This window comes from Streptomyces sp. NPDC046349 (assembly GCF_055587885.1).
In genome coordinates this window covers 121271-144219 of the sequence record NZ_JBVJFK010000004.1, presented here as the reverse complement: position 1 = coordinate 144219, position 22949 = coordinate 121271, and the positions used below count along the sequence as shown (strand labels likewise).

Sequence of the window (22949 nt, the reverse complement as noted above, 5' to 3'; positions counted from 1 at the left end):
GACGGGTGAGTACCACCAGCCTCCCCACCCCCGACCACGCCGCCGAGCTCCGCAGCGCGATGCTGGCCGCCGGCTTCACCGCCGACGGGCTGCTCGACCTGCTCGGCGCCCCCGCCTACGCCGCGCTGGCCCGCAGCGAGACGGTCCCCGCCCTGCGCGCCACCCGGGGTGGCGGCGACGGCCCGCTCGCCACCCTGGTCCGGCTGTTCCTGCTCCAGCAGCCCGTGCCGTACGTGCACGCCGCGACGGCGATGCCGGTCGAGGCCGCCCTGGCGGACGGCTGGCTGCGGCGCGAGGGCGACGAGGTGCACGCCGCCGTCGACGTGCGCCCGTACGGCGGCCCCGACGGCGAGGACTGGTTCATCGTCTCGGACCTGGGCTGCGCCGTCGGCGGGGCCGGCGGGATCGGCAGCCGCGAGGAGGGCGTCGTCCTCGGCGTCGGCGGCGCCTCCACGACCCTGGCGGGGATCACCGTGCGCACCCCGGTCGGCTCCGCCCTCGACGTGGGCACCGGATCCGGCATCCAGGCGCTGCACGCCACCCGGCACGCGACGCGGGTCACCGCCACCGACGTCAACCCCAGGGCCCTCGGATTCACCCGTTTGACACTGGCCCTGTCCGGGGCGCCCGAGGCCGAGCTGCTCACCGGCTCGCTCTTCGAGCCGGTCGGCGACGCGACGTACGACCTGATCGTGTCGAACCCGCCGTTCGTGATCTCCCCGGGAGCGCGGCTGACGTACCGCGACGGCGGCATGGGCGGCGACGACCTGTGCCGGACCCTGGTCCAGGAGGCGGGCGCACGGCTCAATCCCGGCGGGTACGCGCAGTTCCTCGGCAACTGGCAGCACGTGGAGGGCGAGGACTGGCGCGACCGGCTCCGCTCCTGGGTACCGCGCGGATGCGACGCCTGGATCGTCCAGCGCGACGTGCAGGACGTCACGCAGTACGCGGAGCTGTGGCTGCGCGACGCCGGCGACCACCGCACCGACCCCGAGGAGTACGCCCAGCGCTACGAGGACTGGCTGGACGAATTCGAGGCACGCAAGACCAGGAGCGTCGGCTTCGGATGGATCACCTTGCGCCGGACCGACGCGGCGGAGCCCTCGATCGTGGTCGAGGAGTGGCCGCACACCGTGGAGCAGCCGCTCGGCGACGCCGTCCTTGCCCACTTCGCGCGTCAGGACTACCTGCGCGAACACGACGACGCGGCCCTGCTGGAGGCCCGCTTCGTGCTGGTCGAGGACGTCGTCCAGGAGCAGGTCGGCTCGCCCGGCGCGGAGGACCCGGAACACGTCGTGCTCCGGCAGAACCGCGGAATGCGGCGCGCCACGAAGGTCGACACGGTCGGCGCGGGCTTCGCGGGAGTGTGTGACGGCTCACTGAGCGCCGGACGGATCCTGGACGCGATCGCGCAGCTGATGCAGGAGGACCCCGTCGTGCTGCGCGACCGGACTCCGGAGGCCATCCGGCTGCTGGTCGAGCAGGGTTTCCTGGAGCCCGTGGCGACCCGCGGCCAGTAGCCGGCACCGTGATGTAACCCTGGGTTCGCCCGGCGTATGCCCGGGGCTGTCAGCGTGCTGTGCAGCGGGGTCCGGGGGGGGTCCCGGGAGGGGCCCGGGGGTGAGGGGAACGGCGCGGAAGGCGGCCCGGCGATCTTCGCGGAGGCCGTGTTCCCGCTGCTCGGGGCCGCTCTGCAGGCCTGGACGGGAGCGCGCGCCGGCCGCCGTGCGCCGGTGGTCGAGGGTGCGCGCCCCGTCACGGTCGAACCATCGCCTCCGCTTCTTCGGCGGGGCTGCGCGGGCCGTCGGGGATCCGGCGCGCCGGTCGGATCCGGCGCCGCCGCGAGGGGCGCGGCCGAGGTCGCGGCAGCGGCTCCGGAAGCCGACGCGGAACGGGGTGCGGGGGCGGGGCCAGACGGCCCCGCGGCCACTCGGCCCGGTGATCGGGAAGGGTCCGGCGCGGCATCCGGGCGGCAGAAACGGCACTTGTCGGGTTACCGTTCGAGTGGCCGTTGCGGGCTTGTGCCGTTTGACACGGGGGCGGGTTGTACCGTCACACTCCGCAGCGTCGCCGTACTGCGACCGAGTGCCGACCGGAGAGAAGAGCCAAGTTGTCCCCGACTAGCGAGACCGCAAAGGGCGGCCGCCGACTCGTCATCGTCGAGTCCCCTGCCAAGGCGAAGACGATCAAGGGCTACCTCGGCCCGGGATACGTCGTCGAGGCGAGCGTCGGGCACATCCGCGACCTCCCGAACGGCGCGGCCGAGGTTCCCGACAAGTACACCGGTGAGGTCCGCCGCCTCGGCGTGGACGTCGAGCACGACTTCCAGCCGATCTACGTCGTCAACGCCGACAAGAAGGCCCAGGTCCGCAAGCTCAAGGAGCTGCTGGCCGAGTCCGACGAACTCTTCCTCGCCACCGATGAGGACCGCGAGGGCGAGGCCATCGCGTGGCACCTGCAGGAAGTCCTGAAGCCCAAGGTCCCCGTCCACCGGATGGTCTTCCACGAGATCACCAAGGACGCGATCCGCGACGCCGTCGCCAACCCGCGCGAGCTCAACCAGCGCATGGTCGACGCCCAGGAGACCCGCCGCATCCTCGACCGCCTCTACGGCTACGAGGTCTCGCCGGTCCTGTGGAAGAAGGTCATGCCGCGTCTGTCGGCCGGCCGCGTCCAGTCGGTGGCCACCCGCCTCGTCGTCGAGCGGGAGCGCGAGCGCATCGCGTTCCGCTCCGCCGAGTACTGGGACCTGACCGGAACGTTCTCCACCGGCCGCGCTGGCGACCCGTCCGACCCGTCGTCGCTGGTCGCCCGCCTGAACGCGGTGGACGGCAAGCGCGTCGCGCAGGGCCGCGACTTCGGGGCGAACGGGCAGCTCAAGAGCGAGGTGCTGCACCTCGACGAGTCGGGCGCGCGGTCGCTGGCCGCCGCGCTCGCCGACACCGCGTTCGCCGTCCGGTCGGTCGAGTCCAAGCCGTACCGCCGTTCCCCGTACGCCCCCTTCCGCACGACGACGCTCCAGCAGGAGGCCTCGCGCAAGCTGGGCTTCGGTGCGAAGGCGACGATGCAGGTGGCGCAGAAGCTGTACGAGAACGGCTTCATCACCTACATGCGTACGGACTCCACCACGCTGTCCGACACCGCGGTGTCGGCCGCCCGGGCGCAGGTCACCCAGCTCTACGGGGCCGACTACCTGCCGGAGAAGCCGCGCGTCTACGCCGGCAAGGTCAAGAACGCGCAGGAGGCGCACGAGGCGATCCGTCCTTCGGGTGATCGTTTCCGCACCCCGGCCGAGACGGGCCTGACCGGCGACCAGTTCCGCCTGTACGAGCTGATCTGGAAGCGCACCGTCGCCTCCCAGATGAAGGACGCCACCGGCAACAGCGTCACCGTGAAGATCGGCGGCCGCGCCTCGGACGGCCGCGACGCCGAGTTCTCCGCGTCCGGCAAGACGATCACCTTCCACGGCTTCATGAAGGCGTACGTCGAGGGTGCTGACGACCCGAACGCCGAGCTCGACGACCGCGAGCGGCGCCTGCCGCAGGTCGCGGAGGGCGACGCGCTGGCCGCCGAGGAGATCACGGCGGACGGCCACGCGACCAAGCCGCCGGCCCGCTACACCGAGGCCTCGCTGGTCAAGGAGCTGGAAGAGCGCGAGATCGGCCGCCCGTCGACCTACGCGTCGATCATCGGCACGATCCTCGACCGCGGCTACGTCTTCAAGAAGGGCACGGCCCTCGTGCCGTCCTTCCTGTCCTTCGCCGTGGTGAACCTGCTGGAGAAGCACTTCGGGCGGCTCGTCGACTACGACTTCACGGCGAAGATGGAGGACGACCTCGACCGCATCGCGCGGGGCGAGGCCCAGTCCGTGCCGTGGCTGAAGCGGTTCTACTTCGGCTCCGAGAACGCCACCGAGGTCGTGCCGGCCGACGGCGACCACCTCGGCGGCCTGAAGGAGCTGGTCACGGACCTCGGCGCGATCGACGCCCGGGAGATCTCCTCCTTCCCGGTCGGCGAAGGCATCGTGCTGCGCGTCGGCCGCTACGGGCCGTACGTGGAGCGGGGCGAGAAGGACTCCGAGGGCCACCAGCGCGCCGACATCCCCGACGACATGGCTCCGGACGAGCTGACGGTCGCCTACGCCGAGGAGCTGTTCGCGAAGCCGAGCGGCGAGTTCGAGCTCGGCAAGGACCCGGTCAGCGGCAACGAGATCGTCGCCAAGGACGGCCGCTACGGGCCGTACGTGACGGAGATCCTGCCCGAGGGCACGCCGAAGACCGGCAAGAACGCGGTCAAGGCACGCACGGCCTCGCTCTTCAAGACCATGAGCCTGGACACGGTCACGCTCGACGACGCCCTGAGACTGATGTCGCTGCCGCGCGTCGTCGGGACGGACGCCGAGGGCGTGGAGATCACGGCCCAGAACGGCCGCTACGGCCCGTACCTGAAGAAGGGCACGGACTCGCGGTCGCTGGAGAGCGAGGACCAGCTCTTCACGATCACGCTGGACGAGGCCCTCGCGATCTACGCACAGCCCAAGCAGCGCGGGCGGGCCGCGGCCAAGCCGCCGCTGAAGGAGCTGGGCACCGACCCGGTCAGCGAGAAGCCGGTGGTCGTCAAGGACGGCCGCTTCGGGCCGTACGTGACGGACGGCGAGACGAACGCGACGCTGCGGCGGGACGACGACGTCGAGACGATCACGCCGGAGCGGGGCTACGAGCTGCTCGCGGAGAAGCGGGCGAAGGGCCCGGCCAAGAAGACGGCGAAGAAGACCGCCGCCAAGAAGGCCCCGGCGAAGAAGGCGACCGCGACGAAGGCCGCGGCCGCGAAGACGGCGGCCAAGAAGACGACGACCGCCAAGAAGGCGGTGGCGAAGAAGACCGTCGCGAAGAAGACCGCGGCCAAGAAGACGGCCGCCGCCCCGGCGGACGAGTAGTCGCGACGAGAGCCCCGCGCGAAGCGCGGGGCTCTCGTGCTTGCGGAAGGTGGGTCCGGGGTCACACCCGGGCTTGTCCACAGGCCTCCGCAGCCGCCAAGCGCAGCGGATAGGCTGGGCGGATGACGCGAGCCGAGCAGCCGGCGGTCGTGACCGCCCCGGCGAACCCCACCTACGACGAAGCCCTAGCCGCGGATTCCCGCGAGCGTGCGGTGCGCGCACTGCTGCGCACCCCCCGGCTGCGCCGCCTGTGGAGCGCCCAGCTGGTGAGCGGCATCGGTGATGCCCTCGCCCTGCTGGTGCTGGTTCTGCTGGCCCTTCAGGCAGCGGTCACCGAAGGCGCCTTCGGCGGCGGATACCGCGGTGCGGCCCTCGCCGTGGCCGCCGTCTTCGGCGTCCGGATCCTCGCCACCCTGCTCTTCGGCGCCGTCCTGCTCGGCCCGCTGGCCGGCCTCCTCGGCGCCGGCGGCAAGCTGGACCGCCGCTGGACGATGATCGGAGCCGACGGGGTCCGCCTCGGCCTCTTCGTCGTCGCCCCGCTGTGGCTCGACTGGATCCCGGCCCACGCGCTCACCGCGCTGCTGGGCACCGTCTTCGTGTCCGGCGCCGCCGAGCGGCTGTGGACGCTGGCCAAGGAGAGCGCGGCCCCCGCCCTGCTGCCCGAGCCGCCGCCGGAGGGTGCCACCGTACGGCCGCTCCCGGACCACATGGACGCCCTGCGGCGCCTGACCCTGCGTACGGCGTTCGCGGCGCTCCCCGTCGCGGCGGCCGCGCTGCTCGCCGCGACCCTCGTCGGCAAGGCCCTCGGCCTCGGCGTCGCCTGGTTCGCCGCGAACCAGGCCGCCCTCGGCTCGTACGTCGCCGCCGGCCTCTTCGCCGCATCGGTCTCGCTGCTGCTCCCGCTGGTGCTGCCCACCGCGGCGACCCCGCGTCCGCGTTCACCGCTGGAGGGCCTGCGCGCCCCCAAGGCGGGCGACCGGCCGGACAAGGGCCGTACGGGCGCCGTCCCGCTGCTGGTCCTCAGCTGCGCCGCGGTCGCCGGAGCGGTGTCCTGCGGCGTCGCCGTGGCCGTTCTGCACGCCTTCGACCTGGGCGGGGGCCCGGCCGCCTTCGCGCTGATCGTCATCGCTCTCGTCGGAGGCACCGCCGCCGGCATCCGCGCCACCCAGGCCGGCAAGGTGCTGCCCGGCCTGTCCCGGCGCCGGCTGCTGGCCCTCGCCATAGCGGTGGCCGGCCTCGCGCTGCTGCTCAGCGGCCTCGTCCCGGACACCGCGACGGTGCTGTTCCTCTCGCTGCTCGCCGGTACCGCGGCGGGCGTAGCGGCCAACACCGGCCACACCCTGCTGGACCAGGAGACGGAGGAGTTCCGCCGGGCGCGGGTCACCGAGCACCTCCAGGCGGTCGTACGGGTGGCCGTGGCCGTCGGCGCCGTCGCCGCGCCCGTCCTGGCCGCGCTGATCGGCCCGCACCGGCTCACCGGAGCCGAGGCCGTCCTCTCGCACGGCGGCGCCGCCTTCACCCTGATGCTCGTCGGCGCGCTGCTGCTGCCCGTCGCCGTGGTCGTGCTCACCAAGGCCGACGACCGCCGCGGCGTGCCCCTGCGGCGCGACCTGCGCGACGCGCTGCGCGGCGGGGAGCCCGTACAGGCCCCGGCCGCCACCGGCTTCTTCATCGCGCTGGAGGGCGGCGACGGAGCGGGCAAGTCCACCCAGGTCCAGGCGCTCGCCGAATGGATACGGGGCAAGGGACACGAGGTCGTCGTGACCCGGGAGCCGGGCGCCACCCCCGTCGGCAAGCGGCTCCGCTCCATCCTGCTCGACGTGTCCTCGGCCGGACTGTCGAACCGCGCCGAGGCGCTGCTGTACGCGGCCGACCGCGCGGAACACGTGGACACGGTGGTGCGCCCGGCCCTGGAGCGCGGCGCGATCGTCATCTCGGACCGCTACATCGACTCCTCGGTGGCCTATCAGGGTGCCGGGCGCGACCTCTCACCGACGGAGATCGCCCGGATCTCGCGCTGGGCGACCAGCGGGCTCGTACCGAACCTGACCGTGCTGCTCGACGTGTCGCCGGAGGCGGCGCGGGAGCGGTTCACGGAGGCGCCGGACCGGCTGGAGTCGGAGCCGGCGGAGTTCCACCAGCGGGTGCGGTCCGGCTTCCTGACCCTCGCCGCGGCCGACCCCGGCCGCTACCTGGTGGTCGACGCCGGCCAGGACCCGGACTCGGTGACCACGGTGGTACGCCACCGGCTGGACCGGATGCTCCCGCTCTCCGAGGCGGAGGTGGCCGCGCAGGCGGAGGCCCGTCGCCTCGCCGAGGAGGAGGCACGGCGCAAGGCCGAGGAAGAGGCTGCGCGCAAGGCCGAGGAGGCGCGGCTGCGGGCCGAGGAGGAAGCGCGCAAGGCCCGTGAGGCCGAGGAGGCCCGCATCAGGGCCGAGGCCGAGGCCGCCCGCAAGGCGGAGGAGGAGCGGCTGCGGGCCGAGGAGGAGGCCCGGGCGCGGGCCGAGGCCGAGCGGCTGCGCGTGGAGGCCGAGGCGAGGGCGCGGGCGGCGGAGGCCGAGCGGCTGCGCAAGCAGGCCGAGGAGGAGGCCCGGCTGCGGGCGGAGGCCGAGGAGCGGCGGCTGGAGAAGCAGCGGCGGGCCGAGGAGGCCCTGCTGAAGGCCGAGGAGGCGCGCCGGCTCGTGGAGGCCTCGGCGGCCGAGGCCGCGGCGAAGGCGGCGGCTGCCGCTGCCGCCGCGGAGGCCCGGGCCGCTGCCGCGGCTCCGGCAACCCCGGCGCCCGGTCCCGCTGCTTCGGCGCCCAGGATCGACATGACGAAGGAGCCTCACCCGGACGACGCGGTGACGATCGAGACCCCGGCGGTCAAGCGGGTCGTCCGGCCGGACGACGTCACCCAGACCGTCCCGGTGCCGAAGGTCGACCCGGCGTCGGCATCCGCCGCGGACGAGACGGCGGTGCTGCCGCCGGTGCGTCCGGCCGACGAGACGGCGGTGCTGCCGCCCGTACGCCCGGACGCCCCGCAGGGCTCGGGCACGGGCAGCGGGGCCGGCAGCCGCCCGGGCACCGGCTCCGGCAGCGGGGGCCATGCCCGGTCCGCCACGCGGCCGACGGCCCGGCGCCCCGAGGAGGACCCGGCCGACCGGGTGCCGTCGGGCATCTTCCGGGACTCGAGCAACGACCGGACGCGGGAACTGCCGGTCGTCGACGACGACGGCCGACCGCGGCGTCCCCGCCCGGACTGGGCGGAGGAGACCCCGCTCGACGACCTGCCGACGCTGGCGGACGAACTGCTGGGCCGCCACCGCGACGACGAGGACGACGAGGGCGAAGGCGGAGCGCGCCGCCGCCGCTGACGGAGGCCGTACGGGATTGTCGGTGGCGCCCGACACAATGGGTGTACGGAGAGTGAGAGGTGGTGGGGCGCCGATGCCCGTATGGGACGACCTGGTGGGCCAGGAGCGGATCCGGACGCAGCTGGCCGCCGCTGCTCGCGACGCCGATGCACAGGTCACGGCTGCAAAGGACGGGACAGCGCCGCCCGCCGCGTCGAAGATGACCCACGCCTGGCTCTTCACGGGACCGCCGGGATCGGGGCGGGTCACCGCCGCCCGGGCCTTCGCGGCGGCCCTGCAGTGCACCAGTCCGGACCGCGCTCTCGGCGGCGAGCCGGGCTGCGGGTTCTGCGACGGCTGCCACACCACGATGGTCGGCACCCACGCGGACGTCTCCAGCATCGCCGCGGTCGGGAGCCAGATCCTCGTCGACGACATGCGGGACACCGTCCGCAAGTCCTACACGTCCCCGGCGACGGGCCGCTGGCAGATCATCCTCGTCGAGGACGCGGAGCGGCTGAACGAGAAGTCCGCCAACGCCGTCCTCAAGGCCGTGGAGGAGCCCGCGCCCCGCACGGTGTGGCTGCTGTGCTCGCCCTCCGTGGAGGATGTGCTGCCCACCATCCGCTCCCGCTGCCGCCACCTCAGCCTCAGCACGCCGTCGGTCGAGGCCGTCGCCGACCTGCTGGTGCGGCGGGACGGCGTCGAGCCGTCGGCGGCCCTGGCCGCCGCCAGGGCCACGCAGGGGCACGTCGACCGCGCCCGCCGGCTGGCCACCGACGAGGGAGCCCGGGAGCGCAGGGCGACGGTCCTGAAGCTCCCGCTCCGGGTGGACGACGTCGGCGCCTGCCTCAAGGCCGCCCAGGGGCTGGTGGACGCCGCCGCCGAGGACGCCAAGCTGATGGCCGAGGAGGTCGACACCAAGGAGACCGAGGACCTCCGTACCGCCCTGGGCGCGGCCGCCGGGACGGGCGGGCGGATGCCGCGCGGCACGGCAGGCGTCATGAAGGAGCTGGAGGACAAGCAGAAGCGGCGCCGGACCCGGACCCAGCGCGACAGCCTCGACCTTGCCCTCACCGACCTGACCGGCTTCTACCGCGACGTCCTGGCCCTCCAGCTGGGCTCGGCCCTCGCCATCGCCAACGAGGACATACGCCAGGACCTGGAGCGCATCGCGAGGGCCTCCGGGCCGGAGCGGACCCTGCGCCGGATCGAGGCGATCATCGCCTGCCGGGACGCCCTCGACCGCAACGTCGCACCGCTCCTCGCGGTGGAGGCGATGACGATGTCGCTGCGCGCGGGCTGACCTCCACCCCCGGTTCCCGCCGGGTGCTCCCGTGCGGCTGCTCCCGCCCGGTGCCCGCCCGGCCACACCTTGCTGGGTCCACTCCGGGCCGGCGGGCTCACCCGTAAGGGCGAACCGGCCTCCGGGCCGGAGAGGGCCGGGACCCTGCGCTGCCCGGTGGGCGCCACGGAAGGCCCGGATCCGTCCGGAGCAGAGGGACCGCCCGCTCCCGCCGGCAGGACGTAGGCTCCGAGGATGGACACCAGTCGCGCGCTGCGTACCACCGGGACCGTGATCGCAGCGGCCGGGCTGCTGCTCTCCGGGTGCACCTCGGGCGGGTCGGAGACGCTCCGGACCGCCGCGTCCGCGAGAGGGGAGGCCGGCGCCACGGCGTCGGTGCCGCCGTCCCCCGACGCGGCGGCGATGGGCCCGTACTACGCGCAGAAGCTGACCTGGCGCGACTGCGGTGTCGCCGGATTCCAGTGCTCCACGATGAAGGCCCCGCTGGACTACGCGAACCCCGGCGCAGGCGAGGACGTGGACATCGCCGTGGCCCGCCGGGTGGCGACGGGCCCCGGCAAGCGGCTCGGCTCGCTCGTGGTGAACCCGGGCGGCCCCGGCGGCTCCGGCATCGGCTACCTCCAGGCGTACGCGGGCATCGGCTATCCCGCCCCGGTGCGCGCCCGGTACGACATGGTGTCCTTCGATCCGCGCGGCGTGGAGCGGAGCAGTCCCGTCGAGTGCCTGACCGGCCCGGAGATGGACAAGTACACCCAGGTGGACCAGACGCCGGACGACGCGGCCGAGCGGGCCCGCCTGGTGGCCGCGTTCAAGGAGTTCGCGGCCGGCTGCGAGTCCCGCTCGAAGCGGGTCCTGCCGCACGTCTCCACCGTCGACGCCGCCCGCGACATGGACCTGCTGCGGGCCGTGCTGGGCGACGGGAAGCTGAACTACGTCGGGGCCTCGTACGGCACCCTCCTGGGCGCGACGTACGCGAACCTCTTCCCCGACCGGGTCGGCCGGCTGGTCCTGGACGGTGCGATGGACCCCACGCGGGAGGCGCTCGACCTCAACCGGGACCAGACCGAGGGCTTCGAGACGGCCTTCACCTCCTTCGCGAAGGACTGCGCGGAGCAGCCCGACTGTCCGCTGGGCAAGGGCAGCCCCGAGGAGGTCGCCGCCCGCTTGAAGGACTTCTTCCGCAAGCTCGACGCGCAGCCGGTGCCCAGCGGCGACGACAAGCGCCCGCTCGGCGAGGCCCTCGCGACGACCGGGGTGATCGCGGCGCTCTACGACGAGAACGCCTGGTCCACGCTGCGCGAGGCGCTGGCCTCGGCGATGAACGGCGACGGGGCGGGCCTGCTGAGCCTCGCCGACAGCTATTACGAGCGCGGGGCGGACGGGAAGTACGCCAACCTGATGTTCGCGAACGCCGCCGTCAACTGCCTCGACCAGCCCGCGGCCTTCACCGGCCCGGACGCGGTCGACGCGGCCCTGCCCTCCTTCCGGAAGGCCTCACCGGTCTTCGGCGCGGGCCTGGCCTGGGCCGCGTTGAACTGCGGGTACTGGCCGGTGAAGCCCACGGGCAAGGCAGGGCCGCTGACCGCGAAGGGCGCGGCGCCGATCGTGGTGGTCGGCACCGTCCGCGACCCTGCGACCCCCTACAAGTGGGCGCAGGCCCTGGCCGGCCAGCTGGAGTCGGGCACCCTCCTCACCTACGACGGCGACGGCCACACGGCGTACGGGCGCGGCAGCGACTGCATCGACACCGCGATCAACCGCTACCTGCTGGAGGGCAAGCCTCCGGCGGACGGCAAGAAGTGCTGACCGGCCGCCGGGCACCGGCGATCCATGCCGGACATGTGGCAAATGCCGGCTGGTGTGAAACCTGGTTCGGTGCACGCCTTCGCACCCTGTAGACTTGGCGCCGCTGCTGATGAGAGCACCTCTTCGAGGGAATACTTGTCTGACCAGCGGTGCCGCCTTAGCTCAGTTGGCCAGAGCAACGCACTCGTAATGCGTAGGTCTCGGGTTCGAATCCCGAAGGCGGCTCTGTGGAAGCCCCAGGACTCACTCGCCGTGACCTGGGGCTTTTGCTATGTACGGGAGCCGGTCGGGGGCGCGCGGCGGCCGGGCTCGAAGCCCTGTGCGTGACCGATGCGTGACCGATGCGCGAGCGGAGGGCGGCAGCCCTTCTTAGCGGCCTTCTCGGCTTTGCCGTTCTTCTTCCCCCTGGCCTTCGCCTTCGCGGTCCGGCACGGGATCGGCGCCGGGTCCCACCGGCGCAGCTCTTCCTCGATGAACGCCGAGGAGAGACCAGTGGTCGAACGCCTAGCAGCACGATGCCCGCGACCTCGCGCCGACGCCACGGGTGAGGGTCCCTCGTAATACGCGCTTCGGAAAGCCCAGTCGAAGACTGCGTCACCTTCCACAGGGTGTGGATCGAGCAGGCGCGGTTGCTGCCGTACGTCGAAGATGACGTTCTCCGGGTTCAGGTCCGCGTGCAGGACCCGCCGAGCTCCTGCGTTCGTTGGCGGATGCGAGGCAAGGACATGGCGCCGGTGGATCGAGCCGGCCGCCGATTGCGTCGCCCGTGCGGGATTGGTCGGCGCCCCCGGGATCTCGGTGGCCGCCCTGGCCCGCCGCAATGCCTGGGTCTCGGGTTCGAATCCCGAAGGCGGCTCATCTGGAAACCCCAGGTCGGAATCTTCCGGCCTGGGGTTTCGTCATCTCCGGTGCGGCGGGGGGCGGCGGTCGGTGTGCGGCGGGTGAGGCGCCGCACACCGACCGACCTGTGTCAGTGCTCGTCCGCGCCGAGGAGTGCCTTGGCGGCCTGCTGGACGCCGGGGGCGCGCAGGAAGGTGTAGTGGTCGCCGGGCACGCGCACGGTCCGGGTGCCGGCTCCGAGGAGCGCGGTCCAGAGCGCCGACAGGTCCGGTGACTGCTCGGCCGAGACCACCACGACGGGGGCAGCCACGGGCTCCGGGCGGTGTCCGCCGATCAGGGTGATGTGCGCCTTGAACACCTGGAACCTGCGGTTGATGTCCTCCTGGACCTCCTCGGTGTCACCCGATCCACCGGTCAGCTTCTCGCCGAACCAGCGCAGTTGCGCGGCCACCGGCGTCGTCTCGGGGTCGGGCAGTTCGCCCGCGTCGGGGCCGAGGGCCCGGGCGCCGTCCAGGACGAACTGGGCGGCGAAGGCCTGCTCGCTCACACCGGAGACGTCGTCCGCGGAGAAGGGGGTGTCCAGCAGGCCGACCAGGGCCACTTCCGCGCCCGAGGCCTCCAGGCGGCGGGCGACCTGGAGGGCGAGCAGCCCGCCCATGGACCAGCCGGCCAGGCGGTACGGACCCGACGGCTGGGCCTCGCGGATGGCCGCGGTGTACGCGTCGGCCATCTCCTGCAGGTCCTGCCTCGGCTCGCTGCCGGCCCGCAGGCCCGCGGCCTGCACGCCGAGCACCCGGTAGCGCTCCTGGAGTTCCTGCATCAGCCCGAAGTACGGGTAGACGGTGCCGCCGACGGCGTGGATGAGGAACAGCGGGTCGCCGTCGGTCTTCTCCGACAGGGGCACGACGGTGTCCGAACCGGAGCCGGCCGGGCCTGCGACGGCGGCGCCGCTCGGCTCGACCGCGCCGTCGGCCTCGTCGAGGCCCTCGAGGTCGTCCAGCGGGGCGTCCTCGAGGCCGTGCTTGGCGACCAGGGTCGCGGCGAGCCGGGCGGGTGTGGGGGCGAGGAAGATCGCGGTCACGTCCGTGTCGACCCCGAGGTCCTTGCGCAGGCGGGTGATGACCTGCATCGCCTGCAGGGAGTTGCCGCCCATCTCGAAGAAGTTGTCCTCGATGCCCACCCGCGGCAGCTTGAGGATGTCGGAGACCATGTCGGCGAGGACCGTCTCCAGGATGGTGCGCGGGGCGACGTAGTCACCCGCGTCCCCGGCGCCGTCCGGCGCGGGCAGGGCGGTGCGGTCGACCTTGCCGTTCGCGTTGAGCGGGAAGGTGTCGAGGATGACCAGGTGGGCGGGGACCATGAACGCGGGCAGCGCCTCGCCGAGGTGCCCGCGCAGGTCGGCGGTGGTGACGGCCGGCGCGTCGGGGTTGGTCCGCGCGTAGCCGATGAGGTTCTTCTGTCCGGCCTGGTCCTCGCCGACGATGATGATGGCCTGGGCGACGGAGGGGTGGGCGGCGAGGACGGCTTCGATCTCGCCGAGCTCCACCCGCAGGCCGCGGATCTTGACCTGGTGGTCGAGACGGCCGAGGTACTGGAGGTTGCCGTCCGGCAGGCGGCGCGCCAGGTCGCCCGTCTTGTACATGCGCGCGTCGGGGACGTCGCTGAACGGGTCCGTGATGAAGCGCTCGGCGGTCAGCTCGGGCCGGCCCAGGTAGCCGCGGGTGACGCTGGCCCCGCCGATGTGGAGTTCGCCCGCGACGCCGACCGGTACGGGGTTGAGGTGCTTGTCCAGCACGTAGGCCGTGTAGTTCGTCAGGGGCAGGCCGATCGGCGGGGGGTCGATGCCGTCGTCCTGGCACCGGGCCATGGTCGAGCCGACCGTGGTCTCGGTCGGGCCGTAGCCGTTGATGAAGCGCATGCCGGGGCGTGCCCAGTTGCGGACCAGCTCCGAGGAGAAGGCCTCGCCGCCGGCGATGACCACGCGCAGGCTCGGGAACTGCTCCTCCGCGAGGAGGTTCAGCACGGCCGGGGGCAGGCACATGAAGGTGATGCCCTCGCCGCGGATCAGATCGGCCAGCCGCGGCGGGGAGAGCAGGGTCTGTGTGCTGCCGAGGACCAGGGTGGAGCCGGACAGCAGCGCGCCGAAGATGTCCAGGACGGACACGTCGAAGTTGAGGGAGGCGAACTGCAGGATCCGGTCGCCCGGGCCGAGCGGCCAGAACTCGATCTCGGCGTAGCAGAAGTTGACGGCGTTGCGGTGCTCGACGACCACGCCCTTGGGGCGGCCGGTGGAGCCCGAGGTGTAGATGACGTAGGCGACGTCCGACGGGCTCGCGGTGGCCTCGACGGGGCTGTCGTCCAGCGCGGTGAGCTCGGTCCAGGACCGGTCCAGGTCGAGGACCGTGACGTCGTCGGTGGGCACCGCGGACGCGCTGGCCTCGTCGGTAAGGACCACGGCCATCTTGGCGTCCTCGACCATGAAGGCGAGGCGGTCGGCCGGGTACTCCGGGTCCAGCGGCACGTAGCCGCCGCCGGCCTTGAGGATGCCCATCAGGCCGACGATGCGGCGTACCGTGCGCTGCATGCTGACGCCGACGAGGGACTCCGGGCCGACGCCGAGTTCGCGCAGCCGTCGGGCGACCTGGTTGGCACGGGCGTCGAGCTGGGCGTAGGTCAGGCCCTCGCCGTCGAGTTCGACGGCCATGACGTCGGGGTGCGCCGCGACCTTGGCCTCGAAGGCCTGGTGCAGGTTCCAGTCGGGGAAGTCGGCCTTGTCGCTGTTCCAGGTGACCAGTTCCTGGTGGAGCTCCGCCTCGGTCATGATCGGCAGCTGCGAGATGCGGGCGTCGGGGTCGTCCACGACACCGTCGAGCAGCGTCTCGAAGTGGCCCAGCAGGCGCTGCGCGGTGGCCGCGTCGTACAGGGCGGTGGCGTAGCTGAGGTTCAGCCCCAGCCGGCCGCCGCTCTCGACGGCGGAGACGAGCAGGTCGAACTTGGCCGCCTCGGCGGGGAGTTCCTCGGAGGCCCAGGTCATGCCGGCCGGCCGGAGGTCGCGCTTCTGGTCGTCGGAGAGCATGAAGCCGACCTGGAACACCGGGGATCGCGAGGGGTCGCGGGGGGCCTTGGCGGCCTCCACGATCTTTGCGAACGGCAGGTCCTGGTGGCCGAAGGCGCCCAGCGTGGCGGCCTTGGTGCGTTCCAGGACCTCGCGGAAGGTCGGGTCGCCGGACAGGTCGACGCGGACCGGCAGGGTGTTGATCAGGTAGCCGATCACCGGCTGCAGTTCGGGGCGGCTGCGGTTGGCGCTGACGGTGCCGACCACGATGTCGTCCTGGCCGCTGTAGCGGTGGAGCAGGACGTGGTAGGCGGCCATCAGGGTCATGAACAGGGTCGCGCCCTCGTCCCGGCCCAGGGTGGTGAGCCGGGTCAGGATCTTGTCGCCGAGGTCCCTGGACTCCGTGGTGCCCTGGTAGGTCTGGACGAGGGGGCGGGGACGGTCGGTCGGCAGCTGGAGGACGGGCGCGCCCTGGAGGTTCTCGCTCCAGTACTCGGTCAGCTCCTTCAGCGTCTCGCCCTGCAGCCGGTCGCGCTCCCAGACGGCGAAGTCGGCGAACTGGACCGGCAGCTCGGGCAGCTGCGCGGCCGTACCGGCGGCGGCGGCGGAGTACGACTCGGCCAGCTCCGCGAGCAGCACGGGGAAGGAGGAGCCGTCGAAGACGGTGTGGTGGACGGTTATCAGCAGGACGTGGTCCTCGTCGGCCAGCTGCTGCAGGTGGGCCCGGAACAGGGGGCCGCGCTCCAGCTCGAACGGGCGGGCCGTCTCCTTCTGGGCGGCGGCGCGCCAGTGCTGCTCGATCTCGTCCGCGGCGACGGACCGCTGGTCCAGGAAGGCCAGCTCGACCGGGCCGGCCGGGTCGACGACCTGTACGGGCGTGCCGTCCACGGTGACCAGGCGGGTGCGCAGGGCTTCGTGGCGGGCGACGAGGGAGTCCAGCGCCGTGCCGAGGGCCGCGCGGTCGAGGGCGCCGGTCATCCGTACGGCGCCGGCGATGGTGTAGGTGGATTCCCCGGGAGCCAGCTGGTCGATGAACCAGAGCTGCTCCTGCCCGTACGAGAGGGGCAGGTTCTGCAGCGCGGGCGAGCGGCGGGGGATCGAGGAGATCGGGGGGGCCGTGCGACGCAGCCTGGCGGTCAGCGCGGCCCGCTGGGAATCGGTCAACATGACTGGTTGGTCCTTCTTTCGAACAGTGGATGGGGCGGCGTCAGGTGCACGGTCACGACTTGGCCGCGCGTGACTCAGGCGACGGTTTGGGGCTGGTCCGCTTCGACGGGACCCTGTGGCATCTCGCGCAGCCGGTACACGGGCGAGAAGACGATCCACACGGCCGGCAGTGCGATGCCCGCGACGCCGACGGCGAGGGCGGCGCGCAGCCCGAACAGTGAGGCGAGCGAGCCGGCCAGCAGTGCGCCGAGCGGGATCGTGCCGTAGAGGATGAGCCGGTAGCTGGCGTTCATCCGCCCCAGCAGGCGGGCCGGTGTGACGGTCTGGCGCAGCGTCAGCGAGTTGACGTTGAAGACGGCCAGGTGGAAGCCGTGTACGGCGAGCGTCGTGCCCAGGACCGTCAGGGAGACGGGTCCTGTGTCGCCGGGCACGAGCAGCACCAGCGGCGACAGGCAGGCCAGCAGGGTGACCAGGCGCAGCGCCGGGCCGAAGCCCATGCGCTTGCTGATCCGGCCGGAGAACGTGGCGCCCAGCAGGGCGCCGACCGAGCCGGCTCCGACGACCAGGCCGAGCTGGAACGGGGTCAGTCCCAGTGTCCTCACCGCGTAGACCAGGAAGACGGTCGTCATGACGTTCTCGAACAGGTTGAACACGGCCGACTGCGTCGCCAGGTGGCGCAGGATCCGGCTGCCGACCACGGTGCGCAGGCCTTCGACGATGTCGGCACGTACCGACTTCGGCTCGGCGGGCCGCTCCGGTTCGGCCTCCGGGCGGCGGATCCACCACAGGGCCACGGCCGAGGCCAGGTAGGTGGCGGCGCCCACGGTCAGTGCGACGGGTGCGGTCAGTGCGCCGACCAGGAAGCCGGCCAGCCCGGGGCCGGCGATGCCGGCCACGGAGTAGCTGGCCGTCATCTTGCTGTTGGCGTCCGCCAGGTCGTCCTTGTCGACGAGCCCCGGGATGTAGGAGAGGATCCCCACATCGAAGAGGACCGTCGCCACGCCGGCCATGAACCCGACGGCGTAGAGCCAGGGAAGCGAGAGCACGCCGAGCAGGTGGGCGAGCGGCAGGGCGCCGATCAGCAGGACCCGGACCGCGTCCGCGGCGATCAGGGTCGGCCTTCTGCGCCGCCGGTCGAACCAGACTCCGGCCAGCAGGGTCACCAGTACGTACGGTGCGAACCTGGCCACGTTGAGCAGGCCGATCTGGAACGCGCCGGCGTTCAGGGTGATGACCGCTGCCAGCGGCAGCGCGATGTCGGTCACCTGCGAGCCGACGAGGGAGACCGTCTGCCCGCTCCAGAGTTTGACGAAGTCCCGGTTGGCGAGGACGCCGCGTCGGCCCGCGGTGTCCTCCCGTCCCTGCGTGGTGGTCATGCTCCCGCCCCTCTCAGTTGGCCAGTCCCGCGCCGACGGGCTGCGGGGCGGCAGCGTCGGTGTGCAGGTTGAAGGCGCGGTGCAGGACCCGGGCGGCCTCGTCGACCGCACCCGAGGCGACGTGGCAGGAGACTCGGCTGGGGGTGCTGGTGACCAGCACCGGTCTGATGCCCGTGCGCTCCAGGGACTCCAGGATCTGCAGGGTGACCTCGGACCGGTTGCCGCAGGCGTCTCCGGCCACGCTCACGCTGCCGAGCTCCTCGTCGTGGACCCTGACGGTGGCGCCGATGTCGCCGAGGGCGGCGATGACCGCCTGCGGCTCGGCGCCGGGCGAGGTGAACCGGAGCTCTCCCGGGCTGCCGATGATGGATCCGACCGGCAGGCCGTGTCCGGCGAGCGCGGCCGAGACCTGCGCCGGCGTCAGGCTGTCGACCTGGTAGAGCGGGTCGTGCCGGCGGTGGGCCACGCCGATGATCCTGGCGGTCTCGAACATGTCGTTCTCCTCCCTGGCTTCTGTGATCCACGTGCCCGGCTCGCCGGTGAACGAGGACCGGACGTGGATGGCGACGCCGTGCGCCGCAGCGAGCTCCACCGCCCGCGGCTGCATCACCTGGGCGCCCGCCTCGGCCAGTTGGAGCATCTCCTCGTGGCCGAGCCGGTCCAGGCGCCTCGCGTCGGGGACCACCCGGGGGTCGGCGGTGAAGACCCCCGGGACGTCGGTCCAGATGTCGCACTCGGGCAGCCCGAGCGCGGCCGCCACGGCGATCGCCGAGGCGTCCGAGCCGCCGCGGCCCAGCGTGGTGACGTCTCCGTCGTCGGTGACGCCCTGGTAGCCGGTGACCAGGACGATCAGCCCCTGTTCCAGGGCCGCCACGATCCGGCCGGGGTCGATGGACTGCATACGGGCGTTGCCGTGCGCGGTGTCGGTCAGCACTCCGGCCTGGCGGCCGTTGAGGGAGACGGCGCGCTCGCCGAGCTCGTGCACGGCGATCGCGGCGAGTGCGCACGACATGGATTCGCCGACCGCGAGGAGAGCGTCCAGCTCCCTGGCGTCGGGTTGTGCCGTGAGGACGTTCGCCATTTCCAGCAGGTCGTCGGTGGTGTCCGACATCGCGGACAGGACCGCGACGACGTCCGCCCCCGCGCGCCTGGCCTCGACCAGCCGCTGGGCGACCCGGCGCAGCCGGTCCATGTCGCCCACCGAGGAGCCGCCGAACTTCCATACCACCGGACGCAGCGCGCGTCCGGTCGGGCGTGTTGCGGACACAGGTCCCCCCGTCCTCTAGCGCGCGGCCGACTGGTCGCCGACCAGTCGGACCCAGCTCGCGAAGAACGCCAGGCTGTGGCTGCGCCACAGCCGCAGCGGCTGGTCGAGGTCCACGCCGACCGGTGCCTTGACCCCGGCCACCTGCTGGTCGACGTCCCTGCGGTACTCCTCCGCCAGGCGCGAGCCGTAGTACTCGGGGTGGCCGGTGTGCATCAGCACGGAGTGGTCGTAGGACTCGGCGATCACCGTGCCCGCGCCGTCGGCCCGGGCCAGGGCGCGGACCGTGGTGCTGGCGTCCAGTGCCTTGTCGTCGAAGCCGGCGAAGCGGCTGTGCGTCGACCAGAAGCGGTCGTCGAGCGACGAGGCGATGGGGCCGTCCTGCGCCAGCAGCTCGGTCTCGTACATGCCGGAGACCTTGGCGCTGTAGATGTCCTTGGGCAGACCGTAGACCAGGTGGCCCACGCCCATCGCGCCCCAGCACAGGCCCAGCAGCGGCGAGCCCTGCGCGTGGACGTCCTGAACCATGTCGTTCAGCTCGTCCATGAAGCGCACCTCCTCGAAGGGGAGGTGTTCCACCGCCGCGCCGCTGACGATCAGGCCGTCCAGCGGTGCGTCCGCGGTGGCCTCCTTGTAGGTGCGGTAGGTCGCGGCGATGCGGGCGGGGTCGTCCAGGTTGTAGCGGCGGGAGGAGATCTTTATCCACTGCAGTTCGAACGGTCCCGACAGGGCCAGCTGCGGCAGCAGCCAGTTCTCGTACTGTTCCGCGTTCGGCATCAGGTTGACGATGCCGATCCGCGGCGGACGGCCGGTTCCTCCGGACACGAGGGTGCTCATCGGCCCGCCTCCGCGGTGAGTTCCGCCTCCAGCGCGGCGAGCGAGTCGCGCAGGATCGCCACGGCGTCGTCGGCGATCTCATGGGTGATGTTCAGCGCCGGCAGCAGTCGCACGACGCTGTCGCCACGGCCACCGAGCTCGACGATCAGTCCGCGGCTCAGCGCCTCCTGCTGGAACCGGGCCGCGACCTTGGTCGCGTCGACGGTCGCGGTGCCGGCCATCTCCATGCCGAGCATCAGGCCCAGGCCGCGCACGTCGGAGACGAGCGGGCTGTCGCCGAGCCGCTTCAGCTCGCCGAGCAGGTGCTCGCCGATGACGCGGACGTGCGGGAGCAGTTCCTCGCGCTCGACGACGTCCAGGAAGGCGTTGGCGCTGGCGAAGGCGAGGTTGTTGCCGCGGAAGGTGCCGATGTGGCTGCCCGGCGACCAGGTGTCCAGGTGCTTGCGGTAGAGGATGGCGGCGACCGGCAGCCCCATGCCCGACAGGCCCTTGGAGGCCACGACGACGTCCGGGGTGATGTCGTACTGCTCGAAGGCGAACCAGGTGCCGGTGCGGCCGCAGCCGGTCTGGACCTCGTCCACGATCAGCGGGATGCCGAGCTCGCGCGCGGTGTCCGCGACCCGGTGGACGAACTCGCGGCGGGCCGGGATGGCCCCGCCCTCGCCCTGGACCAGCTCCATGATGATCGCGGCCGGCAGCTGCACCCCGCCGTGGGTGTCGGTCAGCGTGTTGACCAGGACCTCGGCGCAGTTGGTGGTGCAGGTCCCCGGGGCGAGGCCGATCGGGCAGCGGTGGCAGTAGGAGTACGGCGTGAAGTGGATGCCCGGCAGCAGGTTGTGCAGACCGGTCTTCGGCGCGTGCTCGGAGGTGAGGGACATGGCCCCCTGGGTGGAGCCGTGGTAGGCGCCCTGGAAGACGACGACCTGGCCGCGGCCGGTCGCCTTCTTGCACAGCTTGATCGCGGCCTCGACGGCGTCGGAGCCGGTGGGGCCGCAGAAGTGCATCTTGACGTCGTCGCGCATGTGCTCGGGCAGCATCGCGATCTGACGGCGCTTGAACTCGTCGCGCACCGGCGTCGGGAAGTCGAGGCCGTGCGTCAGCTTCGGCAGCTGCTCCGTCACGGCGGCGACCAGCTCGGGATGGTTGTGGCCCAGGGCGAGGACGCCCGCGCCCGAGAGGAAGTCGATGTACCGGCGGCCGTCGAGGTCGGTGATGTACGAACCGGACGCCTCGGCGATCGCGACCGGGATCCGGCGCGGGTAGGTTCGGGCGTTGGACTCGGTGGCGGCCTGGCTGTCGAGCAGCAAGCGCCCGTTGGGACCGGGCTGGGCGAGGTCGACCACCGGTTTCGGGGAGGTCGCATCAAGGGTCTGCATGATCGTCTCTCTCAGATCTCGGAGCCGGCCGCCTGGGCGGCGACGAGGTCGGCAGCTCCCTGCTCGGCGACCAGGCGCCGCTCAAGGCTTTCGACGATGGCCTGGGAGCGCAGCGCCAGCAGGCTGAAGGAGCCCGCGTCGCCGAGCCCGTGCGTCGACTCGCACAGCCCGTTGACGAAGATCGGCGGCACCTCGCGCTCGAAGGCCGGGTGCGGGACCACGCCGTAGTCGTAGCCGACGGACAGCGGCTGGTCGTCGGTCACGCCGAGCACGTCCGCCAGGTCCCTGAGCAGCGGCGGGAGCTGCTCGGTGCGGCCGGTGATGCCCAGGTCCAGGTAGCCGGTGGCCAGGACCACCCGGTCGGCGTGGATCCGCTCGCGCTCACCGGTGATGTGCTCGGTGACGTCCAGCGCCACGCCCTCGGCGGTGCGCTCCACGGACTCGATGCGGCGGTTGGTTGCCAGCCGTATCCGCTCGCGCCCGTCGAGCTCGTCCTCGTACATGCGCATGTACAGGGCGCTGACCACGTCCGCGTCGGCTGCGGAGTAGTTGGTGGGCCGCAGCTGGTCGCGCAGCCGCTTCTTGCCCTCCTCCGTGGCGTGGAAGTAGTACTCGACGAACTCCGGGAAGTAGACCTCCTCGGAGAACGGGCTGGTGTCCTTGAGCCGGTAGCCGAAGCCGGTCATCACGTTCACGATGCGGGCGGCCGGGAAGCGCCCGATCAGGTCGAGCACCACCTCGACCGCGCTCTGGCTGGCGCCGACCACGGCGAGGGTGCCGTCGAAGTCCCGCTCCAGGTCCGCGATGTTGGGCAGGAACTGGGAGGTGTGGAAGAGGTGCGGGGCCGGCACGTCGCCGAAGACGGCGGGAACGTTCGGGGTGCGGCCCGGGGCCACCACGACGGAACGCCCGTGGTAGGTCGTGCCGTCGGCGACGGTGACCTCGACCAGGGGGCCGTCGACGGAAGCCGCCATCTTGATGCCGGTGACCTCGCGGCCGTAGTCCACGTCGGCCTGAACGGTCTCGGCGACCCACTGGACGTAGCGCGCGTATTCCTTGCGCAGCGGATAGTGGGAGGGCAGGTTGAGGTGTTTGAAGAGACGGCCCTGCTCGTGCAGGAAGTTGGTGAAGGTGTAGCGGCTGCGCGGGTTGCGCGGCGTCACCAGGTCACGCAGCGGATTGTTCTGGATGTCCGAGCCGTCCAGGAGCATGGCGCGCTGCCAGTAGGGGCCGGGCTCGCGTTCCAGGAACTTCACCCGGGCCTGCGGCCACAGCTCCTCGAACGCGACGGCGACGGCGACGTTCGCGGGTCCGTATCCCACACAGAGGACGTCATATGCATCGTGCACGCTGAATCTCCAAAGTTGAGTTGCACAGGCCTGCCGACGGCATGCCGGCTGATTCACGGACGGGAGACCGCCTGCACATCCGCGCAAGCGCCGTCGGAGTACGGCCCGGCCGCATGACGGCCGGCGAAGAACGCGCCGTCGCTGAGGGGTCCCGCTGCGTGCGGGACCGCCCACTGCGCGGCGTCCGGGCCGGTGGGGTCGCTTGCCGACGCGGGGCCGGCGGTGTCTCCGGCCGATTGATCGGTGTCCGCATTTCTGGTCATTTGAACTGCAGCTTCCGTCGCCGTCCGAGATGTAACGAGCTT

General features: G+C 72.4%; 11 protein-coding genes and 1 tRNA gene. 6 read left to right on the top strand and 6 right to left on the bottom strand.

The genetic code is table 11. The features are described from left to right. Positions 1-5 precede the first annotated feature (5 nt). The 6 genes from ACZ6JS_RS10610 to ACZ6JS_RS10585 all read left to right on the top strand — a co-directional run bounded on the left by ACZ6JS_RS10610 (position 6) and on the right by ACZ6JS_RS10585 (position 11605). Positions 6-1520, top strand: a complete 1515-nt coding sequence (locus ACZ6JS_RS10610) for a DUF7059 domain-containing protein (RefSeq protein WP_469297277.1) — start codon at positions 6-8, stop codon at positions 1518-1520. A 590-nt stretch (positions 1521-2110) separates the two neighbouring features. Further along, on the top strand, positions 2111-4936 hold the full coding sequence (gene topA, locus ACZ6JS_RS10605) for a type I DNA topoisomerase (protein WP_469297276.1): 2826 nt from the start codon (positions 2111-2113) through the stop codon (positions 4934-4936). Between the two features lie 122 nt (positions 4937-5058). Next, complete coding sequence (tmk, locus tag ACZ6JS_RS10600) at positions 5059-8289, top strand: dTMP kinase (protein WP_469297275.1); 3231 nt, start codon at positions 5059-5061, stop codon at positions 8287-8289. A gap of 73 nt (positions 8290-8362) precedes the next feature. Then, complete coding sequence (locus ACZ6JS_RS10595; protein ID WP_469297274.1) at positions 8363-9574, top strand: DNA polymerase III subunit delta'; 1212 nt, start codon at positions 8363-8365, stop codon at positions 9572-9574. Between the two features lie 234 nt (positions 9575-9808). Beyond that, positions 9809-11380, top strand: coding sequence for an alpha/beta hydrolase (locus ACZ6JS_RS10590; protein ID WP_469297273.1), 1572 nt, complete (start codon positions 9809-9811; stop codon positions 11378-11380). A gap of 151 nt (positions 11381-11531) precedes the next feature. Continuing rightward, positions 11532-11605, top strand: a tRNA-Thr gene (locus ACZ6JS_RS10585). Positions 11606-12350: 745 nt separating this feature from the next. Here ACZ6JS_RS10585 and ACZ6JS_RS10580 read toward each other — a convergent pair. The 6 genes from ACZ6JS_RS10580 to ACZ6JS_RS10555 form a co-directional block, all read right to left on the bottom strand. Then, positions 12351-16442, bottom strand: coding sequence for a non-ribosomal peptide synthetase (locus ACZ6JS_RS10580; protein ID WP_469297272.1), 4092 nt, complete (start codon positions 16440-16442; stop codon positions 12351-12353). A gap of 74 nt (positions 16443-16516) precedes the next feature. Beyond that, complete coding sequence (locus ACZ6JS_RS10575; protein ID WP_469297271.1) at positions 16517-17818, bottom strand: MFS transporter; 1302 nt, start codon at positions 17816-17818, stop codon at positions 16517-16519. 13 nt (positions 17819-17831) lie between these two features. Next, a complete protein-coding gene (locus tag ACZ6JS_RS10570; RefSeq protein ID WP_469297270.1) occupies positions 17832-19085 on the bottom strand; it encodes an aspartate kinase in 1254 nt (417 codons plus the stop codon). A gap of 15 nt (positions 19086-19100) precedes the next feature. Next, complete coding sequence (locus ACZ6JS_RS10565) at positions 19101-19919, bottom strand: homoserine O-acetyltransferase/O-succinyltransferase family protein (protein WP_469297269.1); 819 nt, start codon at positions 19917-19919, stop codon at positions 19101-19103. Further along, positions 19916-21295: an aspartate aminotransferase family protein gene (locus ACZ6JS_RS10560; protein ID WP_469297268.1), complete on the bottom strand. Its 1380-nt coding sequence runs from the start codon at positions 21293-21295 to the stop codon at positions 19916-19918. The genes ACZ6JS_RS10565 and ACZ6JS_RS10560 overlap by 4 nt, the downstream gene beginning before the upstream one ends. Positions 21296-21306: 11 nt before the next feature. Further along, the gene (locus tag ACZ6JS_RS10555) at positions 21307-22644 is read right to left on the bottom strand and encodes a SidA/IucD/PvdA family monooxygenase (protein WP_469297267.1); all 1338 of its coding nucleotides are present in this window, start codon (positions 22642-22644) and stop codon (positions 21307-21309) included. Positions 22645-22949: the final 305 nt, after the last annotated feature.

Excerpts from the sequence above, each read along its gene's own strand:
- tmk (WP_469297275.1), top strand. The coding sequence starts at position 5,059 with ATGACGCGAGCCGAGCAGCCGGCGGTCGTGACCGCCCCGGCGAACCCC.
- ACZ6JS_RS10595 (WP_469297274.1), top strand. The coding sequence starts at position 8,363 with ATGCCCGTATGGGACGACCTGGTGGGCCAGGAGCGGATCCGGACGCAG.
- ACZ6JS_RS10590 (WP_469297273.1), top strand. The coding sequence starts at position 9,809 with ATGGACACCAGTCGCGCGCTGCGTACCACCGGGACCGTGATCGCAGCG.
- ACZ6JS_RS10580 (WP_469297272.1), bottom strand. The coding sequence starts at position 16,442 with ATGTTGACCGATTCCCAGCGGGCCGCGCTGACCGCCAGGCTGCGTCGC.
- ACZ6JS_RS10575 (WP_469297271.1), bottom strand. The coding sequence starts at position 17,818 with ATGACCACCACGCAGGGACGGGAGGACACCGCGGGCCGACGCGGCGTC.
- ACZ6JS_RS10565 (WP_469297269.1), bottom strand. The coding sequence starts at position 19,919 with ATGAGCACCCTCGTGTCCGGAGGAACCGGCCGTCCGCCGCGGATCGGC.
- ACZ6JS_RS10560 (WP_469297268.1), bottom strand. The coding sequence starts at position 21,295 with ATGCAGACCCTTGATGCGACCTCCCCGAAACCGGTGGTCGACCTCGCC.